At 37.5% G+C, this 341-nt stretch carries 1 protein-coding gene; it reads right to left on the bottom strand.

What is annotated here, in order from left to right; all coding sequences use genetic code 11:
* Window positions 1-17 precede the first annotated feature (17 nt).
* On the bottom strand, window positions 18-320 hold the full coding sequence (locus tag EOK74_RS20765) for a hypothetical protein (protein WP_133472035.1): 303 nt from the start codon (window positions 318-320) through the stop codon (window positions 18-20).
* Window positions 321-341 lie beyond the last annotated feature (21 nt).

Raw genomic sequence — 341 nt, 5'->3', positions numbered from 1 at the left:
TTATGCATTTTTAAAGATTACTCGTATTCGCATAAGTTTTCTTGGTAGTTAAAACGACCACCACCATCTAGGCATGAATCTACATCCATATTATTGGAGAGCCAATCAGAAACCAGAATAACCGAGATTATTATTACTACCCATGCAATAAGACCGACGATTACACTGGCAGCGCTATCTATATTTACCTTCTTAAAGGGCCGGCAGATTAAGTACCCCAACCCTTTTATTAGTATCTCAATTATAACTTCAAAAAATATCCAGCCAAGAAATCTAAATATCGCCCCGAAAAAGCCTATCCCTATCTCATCAATCGGCATCTTTATCCCTCAATGCATAAC

Origin of the sequence: Paraglaciecola marina (assembly GCF_004360155.1) — a bacterium.
GTDB lineage: Bacteria > Pseudomonadota > Gammaproteobacteria > Enterobacterales > Alteromonadaceae > Paraglaciecola > Paraglaciecola marina.
This window is presented reverse-complemented; position numbering and strand designations above follow the sequence as displayed.

What these genes read in the sequence shown, in the direction of transcription:
- EOK74_RS20765 (WP_133472035.1), bottom strand. Translation starts at nt 320, where the DNA reads ATGCCGATTGATGAGATAGGGATAGGCTTTTTCGGGGCGATATTTAGA.